Source organism: Sphingomonas sp. (genome assembly GCF_039594485.1).
Taxonomy (GTDB): Bacteria; Pseudomonadota; Alphaproteobacteria; order Sphingomonadales; family Sphingomonadaceae; genus Sphingomonas.
This window is the reverse complement of record NZ_JBCNNI010000003.1, coordinates 1-15,012: the sequence shown is the minus strand read 5'-3', so window position 1 is coordinate 15,012 and position 15,012 is coordinate 1. Positions and strand designations below refer to the sequence as shown.

Genomic DNA, 15,012 nt, shown 5'->3' with positions numbered 1-15,012 from the left:
AGGAGCCATCATGACCGACCCGCTGATGAACCTGTACAACCGCGCGCCGATCGCGGTGGATCGCGGCGAGGGCGTGTGGCTGATCGATACCGAGGGGCGGCGCTACATCGACTGCGTCGCCGGCATCGCGACCGACGCGCTGGGCCATGCCCATCCGGTGCTGGTCGATGCGCTCACCGAACAGGCGCGCAAGCTCTGGCACGTCTCCAACATCTTCCGCATCCCGGGGCAGGAAGCGCTGGCACAGCGGCTGGTCGATGCGTCGTTCGCCGACTGCGTGTTCTTCGCCAATACCGGCACCGAGGCGGTCGAATGCGCGATCAAGACCGCGCGCCGCTATCACCATGTGAACGGCCAGCCGGAGCGGATCGACATCATCGGCTTCGACGGGTCGTTCCACGGCCGTACCTATGCCGCGATCAACGCCTCGGGCAATGCCGGCTATATGGAGGGGTGCGGGCCCCGCCTGCCCGGCTTCGTCCAGTTGTCGATCGACGATCAGGCGGCGATCGAGGAAGCGATCGCACGTCGGACCACGGCGGCCGTGATCGTCGAGCCGGTTCAGGGCGAGGGCGGCGCGCGCGCCTTGTCGGGCGAATGGCTGCTGCGGCTGCGTGAATTGACCCGCCGGCACGGCGTATTGCTGATCCATGACGAGGTACAGAGCGGCATGGGGCGCACCGGCAAGCTCTTTGCGCACCAATGGTTCGACGGTGCCGCACCCGATATCATGGCACTGGCCAAGGCCCTGGGATCGGGCTTCCCGATCGGCGCCTGCCTTGCGACCGCAGAAGCGGCGAAGGGCATGACGCCGGGCATCCATGGCACGACCTTTGGCGGCAATCCGCTGGCCATGGCGGTAGGCATCGCCGCGTTCGATACGATCGCCAGGCCAGAAACGCTGGCTCATGCCCGCGCCGCCAGCGCCGATTTCTTCGAACGGCTTGAGGTGCTGCGCGCCCGTTTCCCCGACGTGATCGCCGAAGTGCGCGGCAAGGGGCTGCTGATCGGCCTGAAGATGATCCCGAACAATCGCGCGTTCATGGGTATCGCCCGCGACCACGGCATCCTGGTCGCGGGTGGTGGCGAGAATTGCGTACGCCTGCTCCCCTCGCTGCTTATTTCGGCCGGGGAGATCGGCGAAGCGATCCTTCGGCTCGAAGCCGCCTGCATCGCCGCGCGCCGTGATATGGCGCAGGCGGCATGAGCATGCTGACGTCGACCTGCCCGGCGACGGGCGAGACGGTCTGGACAGGCCCGACCGCGAGCCGCGCCGAAGTCGATGCGGCCATCGCCCGCGCCCGCTCGGCGTTCCGCGACTGGCGGGGCATCTCGGTCGAGGACCGGGTGGCGATCGCCCGCGCCTATGCCGCGGTGCTGAAGGCCCGCACCAACGACCTTGCCCGACTGATCGCGCGCGAAACCGGCAAGCCGCTATGGGAAGCCACGCAGGAAGTCGGCACGATGGTCGGCAAGGTCGAGCTGTCGATCGCTGCCCAGGCCGAACGCGCCGGCGAAAAGCGCAGCGCGATGCCCTTCGGCGAGTCGGTGCTGCGTCACCGGCCGCATGGCGTGATGGCGGTACTGGGACCGTATAACTTCCCCGGCCACCTGCCCAACGGCCATATCGTCCCCGCGCTGCTGGCCGGGAATACGGCGGTGTTCAAGCCGTCCGAGCTGACCCCGGCGGTCGGTGCGGCAATGGTGGAGGCCTGGACCGAAGCCGGGCTGCCGGACGGCGTGTTGCAGGTCGTGCAGGGTGCGCGCGAAACCGGCGCGGCGCTGGTCGAGGGCGATATCGACGGGCTGCTGTTCACCGGATCGGCGACGACCGGCGCGCATTTCCGCCGCGCCTTTGCCGAGCGGCCCGATGTGATCCTCGCGCTGGAACTGGGCGGCAACAACCCGCTGATCGCATGGGACGGCGATGTGACGGAGGTGGCGGCGCTGATCTTACAGTCGGCCTATATCACCACCGGACAGCGCTGTTCCTGCGCGCGCCGCCTGATCCTGCCGCACGGAGCGTTCGGCGACGGGGTGATCGATGCCGTGGCCGCGCTGATCCCGCGCTTGCCCATCGGGCGCTGGGACGAAAATCCCTATATTGGCCCGCTGATCTCCGACGCCGCCGCCGCGACGGCCCAGGCGCAGGTCGCTGCCCTGGAAGCCGCCGGTGCCCGCGCCATCGTGCCGTTCGGCGGGATCGAAGGGCGAAGGGCCGCCTTCGTCACACCCGCGCTGCTCGACGTGACCGGCCTGTCGGTGCCGGACGAGGAGATTTTCGCCCCCGTCCTTCAGGTCATCCGGGTCGCGGATTTCGATGCGGCGATCGCCGCCGCCAACGACACCCGCTTCGGCCTGTCCGCCGGGCTGCTGACCGACGACGACATGCTCTGGGAGCGGTTCGTGCTGGAGGCGCGCGCCGGCGTGGTCAACCGCAACCGCCCGACCACGGGAGCGGCGGGGGCGCAGCCGTTCGGCGGAATCGGCGATTCGGGCAACCACCGGCCCAGCGCCTATTATGCCGCCGACTATTGCGCCTATCCGATGGCAAGCTTCGAGGCGGGCAGCGCAGCAGGCAACTGGGACGCGCTGAGGCCCGTGCTAGGAGCCGGTCCGGCGTGACGATCCTGTTGCGGGCCGCTGGTGGGCACGACCTGACGGCGCTCTATGAAATGGCGCAGACCACCGGCGGCGGGTTCGTCAACCTGCCGCCGGACAAGGTGAAGCTGGGCGAACGGCTGGCCGCCGCCGATGCCGCCTTCGCGCGCGATAGCGACAGCTTTGGGGTCGATCGCTTCCTGTTCGTGCTGGAGGACGATGCCACCGGCGCGATCCATGGCACGTGCCAGATCTTCTCGCACATCGGCACCGACGCGCCATTCTACAGCTACCGCATCGACCGCCATGGTGCCGATCATGCGGTGCTGGGCCGGTCGGTCGATCATGGCACGCTGACCATCTGCACCGACCATGCCGGGTGCAGCGAAGTGGGTGGACTCTTCCTGCGTGCCGATGCGCGTGCGGGGGGTGCCGGCACGCTCCTCGCGCGCAGCCGCTATCTGTTCATTGCCATGCACCGCGCCCGCTTCGCCGATCGCACCATCGCCGAACTGCGCGGCGTGGTGGACGATGCGGGGGAGGCGCCATTCTGGGACGGGATCGCCGCGCGCTTTTTCGGCATGGGCTTTGCCCAGGCGGACACGTTCAATGCCGAACATGGCACCCATGTCCTGGCCGGGCTGATGCCGACCACGCCGGTCCTGCTGGCGATGCTGCCCGAACCGGCGCGTGCCGTGCTGGGCGTGCCGCATCCGTCCGGGCGTCCGGCATTGCGGCTGCTGGAGAAGGAAGGGTTTCGTCACGACGATTATGTCGATCTGTTCGACGGCGGCCCGACCGTGACCGCCGCGACCGACGACATCGCCACCGTCCGCATGTCGCGCACCGCGGTCGTCCGCGCCGTCAAGGACCGCGACGACGCCACCCCCTGCATCGCCGCCACCGGCCGGCTGGCGGGGTTCCGCGCCTGTTTCGCGTGCATCCTCCAGCAGGACGACGGCGTCGTCCTCGATCCCGAAGCCGCCCGCGTGTTGGACATCGGGATCGGCGACTCCATTACATATGCCGCGCGCTGACCCTATCTGTCGAAGGTAGCCATGACCCACAGCTTCACCTCCCCGAACGCCATCCGCACCCGCTTTTCCGAAGCGATGTCGGCGATGTACCGCGCCGAAGTGCCGCTCTACGGCGACCTCCTGTCGATCGTCTCCGACGTGAATGCGCAGATACTGGCCGAGCAGCCCGCGCTGGCCGCCGAAATGGCATCGGCCGACGAACTCGACCGGCTCGATGTCGAACGGCACGGCGCGATCCGACTGGGTACGGCGGCGGAACTGAGCATGATGCGCCGCGCCTTTGCGGTGATGGGCATGTATCCGGTCGGCTATTACGACCTGTCGGTCGCGGGGGTGCCGGTCCATTCGACCGCCTTCCGCCCGGTCGAGGACGCGGCGCTCGCCGCCAATCCGTTCCGGGTCTTCACCTCGTTGTTGCGCCTCGAACTGATCGAGGACACAGGCCTGCGTGCCGAGGCGGAGGCGATCCTGTCGACGCGGCAGATCTTCACCGATGAAGCGGTCCGCCTGATCGAAGCGAACGAGGCGCAGGGCGGACTGGACGATGCCGATGCCGAACGCTTCGTCCTGGCGCTGCTCGATACCTTTCGCTGGCACGGCGATGCGCGGGTCGATGCCACGACCTATGACCGGCTGCACGGCGCGCACCGCCTGATCGCCGATGTCGTGTCGTTCCGTGGGCCGCACATCAACCACCTGACGCCGCGCACGCTCGACATCGATGCCGCGCAGGCCGCGATGCAGGCACGCGGCATCGATGCGAAGGCGGTGATCGAGGGGCCACCGCCGCGCGCCGTGCCGATCCTGCTGCGCCAGACCAGCTTCAAGGCGATCGAGGAGGACGTGACCTTCCCCGGCGGCCAGCCCGGCCAGCACACCGCCCGTTTCGGCGAGATCGAACAGCGCGGAGCCGCGCTCACGCCAAAGGGCCGCGCGCTGTACGACCAGTTGCTGGCGACGGCACGCGGTGAGGCTGGTTCGCAGGGGGCAAGCTATGCCGACCGGCTGGCCACGACCTTTGCCGCCTTTCCCGATACGGTCGAGGCCTTGCGCGACGAGGGGCTGGCCTGGTTCCGCTACGACGTGACCGATGCCGGGCAGCGGCTGATCGCAACCGGCGTGCGTCCGGCAGGCGATATCGATGCATGGCTGGCGGCAGGCTATGTCCGCGCACTGCCGATCGTCTATGAGGATTTTCTGCCGGTCAGCGCGGCGGGCATCTTCCAGTCGAACCTGGGAGGTGCCGAACAGCGCCACTATGCGGCATCGGCGGCGCGGGCTGCGTTCGAGGCGGCTATGGGGGGCGCTGTACAGGACGAGCTGACGCTCTACGCCGCTGCGGAGGCACGATCGATGATGGAGGTTCGCAAGGCTTTGCGCGGGGTGGAGACGGCCTGATGACGGTGGTCGCCCGCCTGCTGCGCGATCTGGATCGGGCGGGGTTCACCGGCGATATCGAGGACGGCATCGGCGCACGGCAGGTCGCGTCGACCGACAACAGCATCTATCAGGTCCGCCCGGCCGCGATCGTCTATCCGCGCCACGGCGACGATGTGACGCTGCTGGTCCGCGCCCTTGCCGATACCGGCCTGTCGCTGACCGCGCGCGGAGGCAATACCGGCACCAACGGCCAGTCGCTGAACGACGGGATCATCGTCGATTTCGCCCGCCACATGCGCGGCATCGGCACGTTCGATCCGAATGCGAACATTGTGACGGTCGAACCGGGCGTCGTGCTGGATCAGCTCAACGCCTTCCTGAAGCCGCATGGCCGCTTCTTTCCGCCGATGGTGTCCACCGCCAGCCGCGCGACGATCGGTGGCATGGTCGCGACCGATGCGTCGGGCAAGGGATCGCGCCGCTGGGGCAAGACGTCGGACTATATCGTCGCACTCGACCTGACCCTGTCCGACGGCACCCCATGGCGCGCCGAACCGATGACCCGCGCGGAGGCCGAGGCCTTCGCGGCGGGCAGCGGCATCGTCGCCGAAATCCACCGCGAGGCGCTGCGCATCGTCACGACCCGCGCCGACGACATCACCGCGATCTTCCCGGAGATGAACCGGGGACTGACCGGCTATAACCTGCAAAAGACGTGGGACGCGGGTGCCGACCGCTTCTTCCTGGGGTTTCTGCTTGCCGGCTCCGAGGGCACGCTGGCGGTCACCCGTTCGATCACGCTGCGCGTCGCGCATCGTCCGAAGAAGCGCGCGCTTGCGGTCATCCGCTATGCCGCGTTCGACACCGCGATGCGCGATGTGCAGCGGTTGATCGCCGCCGATCCGGTCGCTGTCGAGATCCTGGACGACAAGGTGCTGGGCGTCGCGCGCAGCGACGTCATCTGGTCGAGCGTCGAGGGGCTGTTGGGTGGGGCAAGCGATATCCCCGTCGCGGCGATGAACTTCGTCGAATTCACCGCCGATGACGATGCAACCATCGCCGCCGGTCTCGCCGCGCTCGCCGAGATCGGCCCGCAAGGCGATATGCAGATCGTCCGCGACGACGCCGCGATCGGCCAGCTCTGGACCCTGCGCGAAAAATCGGTCGGGCTGCTCGCCCGGCTGGGCGGCGCGCGGCAGGGTATTCCGTTCGTCGAGGATACCGCCGTCCCGCCCGAAAAGCTGGCGGATTTCGTGGCCGAGTTCCGCGCACTGCTCGACGGCCATGGCCTCAATTATGGCATGTTCGGTCATGCCGATGTGGGTTGCCTGCACGTTCGCCCGTTTCTCGACCTGCGCGATCCCGAACAGGCCGCGCTGATCCGCCCGATCTCCGACGAAGTGGCGCGGCTGACCAAGGCCTATGGCGGGTTGCTATGGGGCGAACATGGCCGCGGCTATCGCGGTGAATTCTCGCCCTTCTTCTTCGGCAGCCTTTACCCGGAGCTGGAGCGGCTGAAGGCGGCGTTCGACCCGCAGAACCGCTTCAACCCCGGCAAGCTCGCCGCTGCCGCGGGGCAGCCGATCGACCGGATCGATGGCGTACCCCTGCGCGGCGAGTCCGATCGCCGGATCGACGCGGCACGCTCCAAGGCGTTCGACCGCGCGGTGGCGTGCAATGGGAATGGCGCCTGTTTCGCGTGGGATTCGCTCGACGTGATGTGCCCGTCCTACAAGGCGACGCGCGATCGCGCACAATCGCCCAAGGGCCGCGCATCGCTGCTGCGCGCCTGGGCACGGCTCGATTCGATCGCCGACCCGACCCCGGCCGAGATGGCCGAGCGCGATGCGATGGCTGCCGATACCCATGCCTCGCTCGCGACCTGCCTGTCGTGCAAGGCGTGTACAACGCTATGCCCGGTCAAGGTTGACGTGCCGACGATGAAGTCGCGCTTCGCCGAACGCTATTGGGCCAGGCGAGCCCGCCCGATCCGCCACCACATCGTCGCGCAGATGGAATCGATGCTGGCCGCCGGACGCGCCTTGCCCGGCATCGCCAACCGCGTCGCCAGCAGCGACCGGGTACGGGCAACGCTGGAACGCAGGCTCGGCTATGTCGACCTCCCCGCCTTCGCGGTCGCCGATCCACGCGCCATGCCCCCGATCGTCTCGCTCGCGCGGATCAGGAACATGCCGGCCGACGCGCTCGCACGCACGGTCATCCTGGTGGAGGACAGCTTCACCGCCAGCTTCGATGGTCCGGTGGTCGCCGCCGCCAGCCGCGTACTCGCCGCTTGCGGCCATAGCGTGCTCCGCCTGCCGCCGCGCAGCAATGGCAAGGTGCTGCACTTGCTGGGGATGCGCGACCGCTTCGCTCGCATCGCCCGCGCCCGCATGGCGGAAGTACGCGCACTCGCCGATCTCGGCGTCCGGCTGGTCGGGCTGGATGCCGCGACAGCGCTGATGTTCACGCAGGAATTTGGCGAGATGACCGGCGACAGCGTCGAGGTCGCGGGGCTGGAAATGCTGCTGGCCGAGGCGGTGCGACAGGGTCGCACGCCGACCGCCACCGCTACCCCCACCCCCACCATTACCCCGCAACGCCTGCTCGGCCATTGCACCGAACAGGCGCTACGGCCACAGGCGCTGGCAAACTGGGCGGAGGCGCTGGCGGGTTTCGGCATCGCCGCCACCCCCACCAAAACCGGCTGTTGCGGCATGGCCGGGCTGTTTGGCCATGAGGCGCAGAACCAGAAACTGTCGCGCGACATCTTCGCGCTCAGTTGGGCGGATGTGACGCAGGACGATGCGATGCTCGCCACCGGCTTTTCCTGCCGCTGCCAGACCAAGCGACTGACCGGCCGCCGCCCGCTGCATCCGGTGGAATTGATCGATCGGGTCCTTGCGGGATAGGCGACCCGTTGCGGACCGTCACGGGCTACGGTCGAGAGGACGAAATCCCTACCGCCGCAACCGTGTCGCCAGCACGACCGCCGACATGGTCCGCCCAATCCCTTCCAGTCGACCAATCGCATCGATCACGTCGTTCAGCCTCTCCAGGCTGGGCGCCTCGACCGTTGCGATCAGGTCATATTCGCCAGCAATGGCATATATGCCGGTCAGTTCGGGGATCGCCGCCAGCGCCTCGTTCGTCTCGTCCAGCAACTTGGGCAGCGTCGTCATCATCACATGCGCACGCACCATGCGTCGATCATGCGCGTCGCCAAGCCGCACGGTATAACCGTCGATCGTCCCGTCCTGCTCCATGCGCGCGATGCTGGCATAGACATGCGCGCGCGACACGTTCAGCACATGCGCCAGTTCCGACACCGGAACGCGCGAATCCTGTCGCAACAGCGCCAGCAATCGCGTGTCCAGTTCGCGCTTGGAAGGGGTCGGACTATCGGCCGGCATCCATTTCTCCCGCATAGATGGCGGTACGTGGGGGTTTATCATCCGACACGCTGCCACGATACATGCCGTCGCTGTTCATCGCAAAGGCGATGTGTCCGTTGCCGTCCATCGCGATCAGGCCACCATCGCCGCCGATCTCGCCCACTTCCTCGATCGTGTCGCTCGCCGCCGTGGCGATGTCCTGCCCCTTCCACTGGACCCGGTCGCAGACCTGACGTGCGGCGACCTGCCGGATGAAGAATTCGCCGGTGCCCGTCGCCGATACCGCGCAGGTCTTGTCCATCGCATAGGTGCCAGCGCCGATGATGGGTGAATCGCCGATCCGGCCCCAGCGCTTTCCGGTCAGTCCACCCGTAGAGGTCGCGGCAGCCAGATGCCCGCGCTGGTCGCGCGCCACCGCGCCGACCGTGCCGAACCGATGCGTCGGGTCGAGCGCCGCATGCAGCTCGTCGCGCTTCCATTCCAGATATTCGCGCCAGCGCTTTTCGGTGCGGAAATAGGACGGATCGACCTGCTCCACCCCCTGTTCGCGCGCGAACTGGTCGGCGCCCGCGCCGGTCAACAGGACATGGCGGCTATGCTCCATCACCGCGCGGGCCAGCACGACCGGGTTCTTCGTGGCGCTGACCCCGGCGACCGCCCCGGCACGCAGCGTCGCGCCGTCCATGATCGCCGCGTCGAGTTGGTTCTTCCCCTCCGCATCGAACACCGCGCCGCGCCCGGCGTTGAAGTTCGGATCGTCCTCCAGCACCCGCACCGCCGCCTGCACCGCGTCGAGGCTGGTGCCGCCCTTCGCCAGCACCGCCGACCCGGCCGAGAGCGCGGCGTCCAGGCCGGCGCGATAGGCGCGTTCCTGTTCGTGGGTCAGCGACCCCTTCGGGATCACCCCCGCCCCGCCATGGATCGCCAGCGACCAGTGACCACCGGGCGGCAACGGCGCGTCGATCACCCGCCCCGCGATCACCTTTGCCATGCCGACAAAGGCCGGCTTCGGCACGGTCAGCGTGTCGAGATCGATCGTGCCCCCCGGCGCGATGCCGGTGATCCTGATATCGGCCCAGTCGAGCGGCTTGCCCGGCATCAGCTTCGGCACCCCTGGCGGCTGCACCAGCCAGGCATGGGTATTGGCCGGCCCGCGATAGGTCGCCCGCCCGTCGCCATCGACGCACAGCGCGCCCTCCTCATCGATACCCAGCCCGATTGCGGTCGGGTCACCCGTCGCACGCGCCTTGGCGACGAAGGCGATCAGCCGCCCCAGCCGGTCGCGCTCGTTGAAATGCGTGTCCGTGACGACATGGGCGAGGCGCGGCATGTGCAGGAAATCACGGACCAGCGTCACCGCGTCGCCAAGCGGATCGGACAGCGCCTTGAACGAATCGATGCTGCCGCCGTCCATCGCGCCATAGGCGATACCGCCCAGCACGGCGAGGCCGGCACTGGTTCCCGCGATCGGCTTGCCCGCCGCGACATGCGCGTCCAGCGCACGGGCAACCGGCGTCCCCTGCCAGAAGCGGACATATTTCGCCTGATCGCCACCCGCCAGGAAGATTCCGTCCGCCTTGGCGATCGCCGCCAGCACGCGCGGATCGGTCGATGCGGCGCGATCGGTGAACAGAATGGTCGACACCGACTGGACCCCCGCCATCTCGGCGAACATCTCGCGCCCACCCTCGCCATCGCCCGACGCGCGCAGGATCAGGATATGGCCATAGCCCGCCTTCTTCGCGAACCACGGGAACGCCTGTTTGTCCCAGTCGCCGCCACCCATCAGCATCAGGCCCTGCGACGTGGCGGCAGGCCGCGGCTTGGCCGGATCGCCGGTCACGAAAAAGCGTGCCCCGGTAACAGCAGCCGGTGCCGCCTGCTGCCCCGCCGCCGGCACCGCCGACGCAATTCCTCCGCATATCAATGCGATGCCCAAAGCATAGTGTCGCAAGGCCACGCCCCCCATCAGAATAATCAAACGCCCATTCAACATGGCGTTTTTATGTTTCAATTTGATATAAGTCCATGCCATTATGATTGCTTAGAGGGGCATAAACGGGGAGCATTTATAATGCGGGGGAGTTGGGTCGCACGCTGGCTGGCGGGGGCAGGCATGATGGCGATTGCCGGTAGCGCGATGGCGCAGGACCTGCCTGACACCGCCCCGACGACGGGCGCATCGGATGAAATCACCGTCCTGGGATCGCGCATCCCGCGCGTGCAGAAGGAAGGACCGGCGCCGGTCACCGTCGTCACGTCGGAAGATATCCTGAAGGGCGGCTTCCTCAGCGTCCCCGACGTGCTGCGCAGCCTGTCCCAGAACAGCGGCGAGACGCAGGGCCAGCAGAGCGCCTCGGGCGCCAGCTTCAGCCCCGGCGCGCAGCAGGTCGATCTGCGCGGGCTCGGCCCCAATCATACATTGGTGCTGGTCAACGGGCGTCGCATCGCCGACTTCCCGCTACCGTTTCAGGGCAACAGCAACTTCACCGACATCTCGAACATTCCCGTCGGCCTGATCGATCGGGTCGAGGTGCTGAGCGGCAGTGCCTCGGCGATCTATGGGTCGGACGCGATCGCCGGGGTCGTCAATTTCCAGTTGAAGACCAAGCCCGACGGCACCCGCATCGACCTGCGCTATAGCGACACCGAACATGGCGGTGGCGCAGCGTACCGGCTCATGGCGACGAGCGGCTGGGAAACCGGCAGCTTCCACGGCATCGTCGGGGTCGAATTCCTGAACCAGCGCCCCTTGTGGCAATATCAGCGCAAGCGGCAGGATTCGACCGCCGACAACCCGACCACCGCCACCCCGCTGGCGCAGCGCACCTTCCTGCGTTCCGACGAGGATGCGAATTACATTGATCCGGGCCAGGCGACGTGCAGTGCGCTGTCGTCGCTGAACCAGGGCACCACCTATTACGCCAACCGCCGTCGCTATGGCCATTTCTGCGGCAGCAACGAGTCGGTCGCATTCGGTACGATGATTTCGGACCGCAAGTCGGTCACCGCCTATAGCGCGATGGGCTATGACCTGGGCGGCGGCACCGAACTCTTCGCAGACCTGCAATTCAGCTATTCCAAGCTGAAGCTCTTCCGCCGGGTAAAGAGCTGGTATTATGTGTCACCCGATGGGAATGAAGAGGGCACCTTCTTCAACCCGAACCTGTCGCCCGACGCGACAGACAGCGGGCTGCAACTCGATAACTGGACCCGCCAGTTCACGCCGGAGGAAATGGGCGGGTTCCAGAACGGCATGACCCGCAACCGGTCGATCACCTTCAACATCACGCCCGGCATTCGCGGCCAGTTCGGCACGAACGACAAGTGGAAATATGAGGTGTCGTTCAATCATGCGCAGTACACCTCGCGCGTCACCTTCCCCGAAATCGTCATCTCGAAATCGAACGCGTTGTTCCTGGGACAGCAGCAGGGGGTCGATCCGGTCAGCGGCTATGCGATCTTCAACGCCGATGTCCGCCGTCTCTACACGCCGCTGACACCGGCGGAATATCGCTCGATCTCGGTCGATTCGCTTTACCGGCCCCGGTCGTGGACCGATACGCTGGCTGGCTCGCTGAACACGACCGACCTGTTCCAACTGCCCGCCGGCCCCGTCGGCTTCGCATTCGTCGCAGAGGCGGGCAAGCAGGGCTATGACCTCAAGCCCGATCCGCTGACGCTGACCAATTATTATGTCGGGCTGGTGGATTCGGACGGCAGCGGATCGCGCAGCCGCTGGGGCCTGGGCTATGAATTCCGCGTGCCGGTGCTGTCCTTCCTGCAACTCAGCACGGCGGGCCGGTACGACTCGTTCCACATCGCCGGTAACACGTTCGGCCGCTTCACCTATAATATCGGCAGCGAACTGCGCCCGACCCGGCGATTGCTGCTGCGCGCAGCCTATGGCACCGGCTTCCGCGCGCCCGACCTGAACTATGTCTTCCGGGGGCCGGGCAACACCCACCCCTCGGCCACCGATTATTATCTGTGCCGCGTCGAGGAGCCAAACGAGACGATCGGCGACTGCAGCTATTCGGACCAGACGATCATCGCCCGCAAGACCGGCAATCGTCAGCTTCAGCCCGAAACCTCAACCTCGCTCAACGCCGGTGTCGTGTGGCAGCCATCGAGCCGCATCGACCTGTCGGTCGATTACTTCCGGGTGAAGATGAAGGATCAGGTTCGCGACATCAGCATCGATTCGGTGCTGCGCGACGAATCGCGCTGCCGCACCGGCGGCGGCGCGGATCCCTCGTCGCCGACCTGTCGCGACGCCCTTGCCCGCGTGATCCGCTACACCAGCGGCGCGTTGGCCGGACAGCTACAGGCGGTTGCGGTCAACCCGATCAACGTCGCGGAAGAGACGACCGACGGGATCGACATTGCCGCCAATTTCCGCCTGCCCACCGCCGCGATCGGGGCGTTCACCCTGTCGGGCGGCTACACCTACGTCTTCAACCACACGGTCCGCCAATATCCGGGCGATCCCATCATCAACAAGTTCGCGGTCGACAGCAATTTCGACATCCCGCGTGAAAAGGGCACGGCCAGCCTGACCTGGAGCCTCGGCGATTTCTCCACCACGCTCACCGGCATGCGGCTGGGCAAGTTGCCGAACTACGATCAGGATGCTTTCATCAAGGCGAGCTACCTGTTCAACCTGTCCATGCGCTACGACCTGAACGAACGCCTCCGCCTGACCGGAACGGTAACCAACCTGTTCGACCAGGCGCCGGGCCGCGACCCGACCTATGCGTCTTATCCCTATTACGACATTTCGTGGTTCGACGGGATCGGCCGCAGCTATGCCGTGCAGTTGACATGGAAGATGGGCGGAAAGCCGCTCTGATCCTTTACGATAAAGCCTGATCCGCTCGAACCAGTCCCCCTCACGCCTCCGCCCTGGCTTCATCCAGCAGCCAGTGGCGGAAGCGGTCGAACAACGGGCTGTGGCTGCTGCTGCGCGGCCACACCAGATAATAGGCTTCCGAAGCGTTGAGCGTGACGTCAAGCGGCGTCACCAACGCGCCCGATTCCAGTTCCGGGCGGATCAGGAAGGACGGGATCAGCGCCATTCCCATCCCCGCCGCCGCCGCATGGGCCAGCATCAGGAAATGTTCGTACACCGGCCCTTCCCCGATCGCCGCATCGGCCATGCCGGCGGCGGTGAACCAGCGCCGCCAGGCGTCAGGCCGCGCCTCCAGCGACAACAGCGTGTGCGGCAGCAGGTCGGCAGGCTTCGTCACCGGATTGCGCGCCAGCCAGTCGGGCGAACAGACCGCCACGACATCCTCATGGAACAACAAGGCATGGTCCGCGCCCGGCCAGTCGGGCAGGCCGAAATGGATCGCCGCATCGAACCGCTCCTCGGCGAAATCGAACGGATAGGAGCGTGCGGCGAAGTTCACCAGCAATTCGGGATGCCGTGCCGTAAGCCCCGGCAGGCGCGGCGCCAGCCAGCGCATCCCGAAACTGGGCAGCGTCGCAATCGTCAGCGCGCGGTCGGCAACCGGGGTCAACAACCGCCGCGTGGCGCTCCGCAACCGCTCGACCGCCGGCCCCACCGCTTCGGCATAGGCGAGCGCCGCCGAGGTCGGCGTCACCCGCCGCCCGCGCCGCTCGAACAGCGCCACCCCCAGCCAATCCTCCAGCAACGCGATCTGCCGACTGATCGCACTCTGCGTCAACGCCATGCGCTGCGCCGCGCGCGAAAAGCTGCTGGTCTCCACCGCCGCCAGGAAACTGGCGAGCGCCGGCAGTGGCGGCAGCTCGCGACGATGGATGTCGTGATGATCATTTGGCATGAAGGGCGAACCGGATCCGGTAGCATTACGTCAGGGCAACGCTGACATTCCTCGTTCCAAACGGCAAGGGAATCATACCAAGAGCGCATCGAACAGCCGCAGTTCCCAACGTCGGTATCCAGTCACGGCATCTGGCGGATCGGGTTCGCGCCGATGGCGCCAAGGAGGTGGGCACTCCCAATAGCTCTGGCGTGAGTTGGCCGAAGGTGATTAACTTCGCGTGACGATGGGAGGGGGCGAACGCGTCAGAGCGCACGCAACGTCACGTCCGGCTTGCTCGCCAGTCGCTCCAGCAGCCAATCGCGCTCGGCGGCCAGCGAACGCGGCTGCTTGTGGCCCAGCGGTCGGGCCGCTGCGCTGCCGGTCGCCCGACGCCGTTGCAACCACTTCACCGCACTCGCCACGCTGACGCCAAACAACTCAGCGGTTGCCCGGCACGACCCGCCACCCAAAACCGATGCCGCTACTCGCTCACGCAAATCATCTGAATAGGCTCGACCCACCGCTGCCGACCTCCACACGGCACAGACCTTGAATCAGACTTCATGCCCCTTGGGAATCCCCTGTCGATTCCACTCAGACTCTAGCTTTGAGGCCAGAGCACCAGTGCCGGATCGCAACAAAGAGACAGATATTGCCGGTCGTATCAGGATGAAGCGCCCCGGGTTTCGCGGAGGCATTTTCGTTTGGGACATGCCGCGATAGCAGATGGCTCCTTTACGGCATAGTATGCGGCCTCGGCTTCTGCCGGTGTGATGTATCCGATGGGACCGAAGAGGCGATGGTTGTTGA

The 15,012-nt window shown here is 66.7% G+C and carries 10 protein-coding genes; 6 read left to right on the top strand and 4 right to left on the bottom strand.

All coding sequences use genetic code 11. From position 1 onward, the window contains the following. Nucleotides 1-10 precede the first annotated feature (10 nt). From ABDV78_RS01850 to ABDV78_RS01830, 5 genes are read left to right on the top strand one after another with little or no spacing between them, the layout of a single operon-like run. Nucleotides 11-1,207, top strand: coding sequence for an aspartate aminotransferase family protein (locus ABDV78_RS01850; RefSeq protein WP_343525479.1), 1,197 nt, complete (start codon nucleotides 11-13; stop codon nucleotides 1,205-1,207). Continuing rightward, nucleotides 1,204-2,625 carry a succinylglutamate-semialdehyde dehydrogenase gene (gene astD, locus ABDV78_RS01845; protein WP_343525478.1) on the top strand — a complete coding sequence of 474 codons (1,422 nt, stop codon included), beginning with the start codon at nucleotides 1,204-1,206 and terminating at the stop codon, nucleotides 2,623-2,625. The genes ABDV78_RS01850 and astD overlap by 4 nt, the downstream gene beginning before the upstream one ends. Continuing rightward, nucleotides 2,622-3,638 carry an arginine N-succinyltransferase gene (locus tag ABDV78_RS01840; RefSeq protein ID WP_343525477.1) on the top strand — a complete coding sequence of 339 codons (1,017 nt, stop codon included), beginning with the start codon at nucleotides 2,622-2,624 and terminating at the stop codon, nucleotides 3,636-3,638. The genes astD and ABDV78_RS01840 overlap by 4 nt, the downstream gene beginning before the upstream one ends. A 21-nt stretch (nucleotides 3,639-3,659) precedes the next feature. Next, a complete protein-coding gene (locus ABDV78_RS01835; RefSeq protein ID WP_343525476.1) occupies nucleotides 3,660-5,036 on the top strand; it encodes a VOC family protein in 1,377 nt (458 codons plus the stop codon). Then, a complete protein-coding gene (locus ABDV78_RS01830; RefSeq protein ID WP_343525475.1) occupies nucleotides 5,036-7,930 on the top strand; it encodes an FAD-binding and (Fe-S)-binding domain-containing protein in 2,895 nt (964 codons plus the stop codon). The genes ABDV78_RS01835 and ABDV78_RS01830 overlap by 1 nt, the downstream gene beginning before the upstream one ends. Nucleotides 7,931-7,978: 48 nt before the next feature. Here ABDV78_RS01830 and ABDV78_RS01825 read toward each other — a convergent pair whose 3' ends face one another. Continuing rightward, on the bottom strand, nucleotides 7,979-8,431 hold the full coding sequence (locus tag ABDV78_RS01825; protein ID WP_343525474.1) for an Lrp/AsnC family transcriptional regulator: 453 nt from the start codon (nucleotides 8,429-8,431) through the stop codon (nucleotides 7,979-7,981). Then, nucleotides 8,418-10,373, bottom strand: a complete 1,956-nt coding sequence (locus tag ABDV78_RS01820; RefSeq protein WP_343525473.1) for an isoaspartyl peptidase/L-asparaginase — start codon at nucleotides 10,371-10,373, stop codon at nucleotides 8,418-8,420. The genes ABDV78_RS01825 and ABDV78_RS01820 overlap by 14 nt, the downstream gene beginning before the upstream one ends. 114 nt (nucleotides 10,374-10,487) lie before the next feature. Between ABDV78_RS01820 and ABDV78_RS01815 the strand changes: the two genes are divergently transcribed. Next, the gene (locus ABDV78_RS01815; RefSeq protein WP_343525472.1) at nucleotides 10,488-13,265 is read left to right on the top strand and encodes a TonB-dependent receptor; all 2,778 of its coding nucleotides are present in this window, start codon (nucleotides 10,488-10,490) and stop codon (nucleotides 13,263-13,265) included. Between the two features lie 40 nt (nucleotides 13,266-13,305). Here the strand turns inward: ABDV78_RS01815 and ABDV78_RS01810 are convergent, their stop codons facing one another. Both ABDV78_RS01810 and ABDV78_RS01805 read right to left on the bottom strand, forming a co-directional pair. Continuing rightward, nucleotides 13,306-14,220, bottom strand: coding sequence for a LysR substrate-binding domain-containing protein (locus ABDV78_RS01810; protein ID WP_343525471.1), 915 nt, complete (start codon nucleotides 14,218-14,220; stop codon nucleotides 13,306-13,308). 245 nt (nucleotides 14,221-14,465) lie between these two features. Then, nucleotides 14,466-14,723 (bottom strand): helix-turn-helix domain-containing protein, encoded by a 258-nt coding sequence (locus ABDV78_RS01805; RefSeq protein WP_343525470.1) that lies wholly within the window; start codon nucleotides 14,721-14,723, stop codon nucleotides 14,466-14,468. Between the last annotated feature and the right edge of the window lie 289 nt (nucleotides 14,724-15,012).

Bases quoted from the DNA above. Each gene is read 5' to 3' on its own strand.
- ABDV78_RS01825 (WP_343525474.1), bottom strand. From the start codon at position 8,431: ATGCCGGCCGATAGTCCGACCCCTTCCAAGCGCGAACTGGACACGCGA.
- ABDV78_RS01835 (WP_343525476.1), top strand. From the start codon at position 3,660: ATGACCCACAGCTTCACCTCCCCGAACGCCATCCGCACCCGCTTTTCC.
- ABDV78_RS01830 (WP_343525475.1), top strand. From the start codon at position 5,036: ATGACGGTGGTCGCCCGCCTGCTGCGCGATCTGGATCGGGCGGGGTTC.
- astD (WP_343525478.1), top strand. From the start codon at position 1,204: ATGAGCATGCTGACGTCGACCTGCCCGGCGACGGGCGAGACGGTCTGG.
- ABDV78_RS01815 (WP_343525472.1), top strand. From the start codon at position 10,488: ATGCGGGGGAGTTGGGTCGCACGCTGGCTGGCGGGGGCAGGCATGATG.
- ABDV78_RS01850 (WP_343525479.1), top strand. From the start codon at position 11: ATGACCGACCCGCTGATGAACCTGTACAACCGCGCGCCGATCGCGGTG.
- ABDV78_RS01810 (WP_343525471.1), bottom strand. From the start codon at position 14,220: ATGCCAAATGATCATCACGACATCCATCGTCGCGAGCTGCCGCCACTG.